Below are 1,229 nucleotides of genomic sequence, written 5' to 3'. Positions count from 1 at the left end.
ACCCACCCCCATGGCGCTGCCGCAGCATCCCGGCGGTATGGCGGGCCGGGAGGGGAGCGTCGATCACGGCGTGAGCGGCGAGGTGTTCGGCGCATCCCCGAGACGTCGACAGGGAGGTCCCGCGGGCGGCACGGCTCCAACACGTCACGGAATGCGAATTCTGTCTGACCGGCTACTCGTCCGAGCCCGTGGCCCGAGCCGACGGCGGTACCTCGACGACGAAGAACAGGAAGCAGGTTTTGGTCGAGAGGTCATGGAAGTCGTCGGGGAACAGTTCACGGGCGGCCGGGTCGGGCTGCGGCTCGCTGATGACGGAGAGGCGGAAGCCGGCGGTGGTGAAGGCTTCGGTCATCGCGTGCAACGGCCTGCGCCAGAAGCTCATGGGGAAGGACTGTCCGTTGAACCTCCATTCGTCGGTATAGCTGGTGGTCGCGTGGTAGTCGGGCCGAGGATCCTGGATCACGTAGTCCACGAGGGGGTGATGCACCGACGCGATCAGTCGGCCGCCTGGCCTGAGCACGCGCCGCATCTCGGCCAGTGTCGGCCCCCAGTCCTCCAGGTAGTGCAGCACCAGCGACGCGACCACGTCGTCGAACTCACCGTCGGCGAACGGCAGGGGGGCGCTCAGGTCGACCACGTGCAGGGCCGCGTCGTCACCGAGCCGCCGCCTGGCCAACGCCAACATCCCGGCGCTGGCGTCGATACCGGTGACGACCGCGCCACGGTCGCGCAATGCGGCGGACAGGGGGCCCGAGCCGCAGCCGGCGTCCAGGATCCGGTGGCCGGCCACGTCTCCGGCGAGGGCCAACATCGCGGGCCGCGCGTAGTACGCGTTCACGAGGCTGTTCTCGTTCTCCGCCGAATACGCCTCGGCGAAACTGTCGTAGTCATTCGCCGGGGCCGGATCCGCGGACCGGGCGAGACTCTCGGGCACGTCGGTTACACGTTCCATCGCCGCAGCCTAGTGCTCACATGATCCGCAGGACAGGCCCCGGCGAGACTCCCCGCTCCGCAGGGACGAGGTCCCGGATCCACCGGGCCGCGTCCTCCGATCGACCACCGTCCGACCGGCCGGTTCGCGTTCCGCCCCCACGACGTCTCGCGGACCGCCGCGTCCGTGAGGCGCGCCGCCGCCGCGGCATCGCGTTCGCCCTTCGCGTAATGGTGTTGTCGGGGAGGCGGTGTGAAGGCGGTAACGGGCTTGATGTCGTGTCTGGTTGGGGTGGGTC

At 69.6% G+C, this 1,229-nt stretch carries 1 protein-coding gene; it reads right to left on the bottom strand.

The annotated features are described in order from the left end of the window. Positions 1-172 precede the first annotated feature (172 nt). On the bottom strand, positions 173-952 hold the full coding sequence (locus E1283_RS36310; RefSeq protein ID WP_132822407.1) for a class I SAM-dependent methyltransferase: 780 nt from the start codon (positions 950-952) through the stop codon (positions 173-175). Positions 953-1,229: the final 277 nt, after the last annotated feature.

The organism is Streptomyces hainanensis (assembly GCF_004348415.1).
GTDB classification, from domain to species: Bacteria; Actinomycetota; Actinomycetes; order Streptomycetales; family Streptomycetaceae; genus Streptomyces; species Streptomyces hainanensis.
The sequence above is the reverse complement of the archived record's forward strand: the minus strand, read 5'-3'. Positions and strand labels throughout refer to the sequence as shown.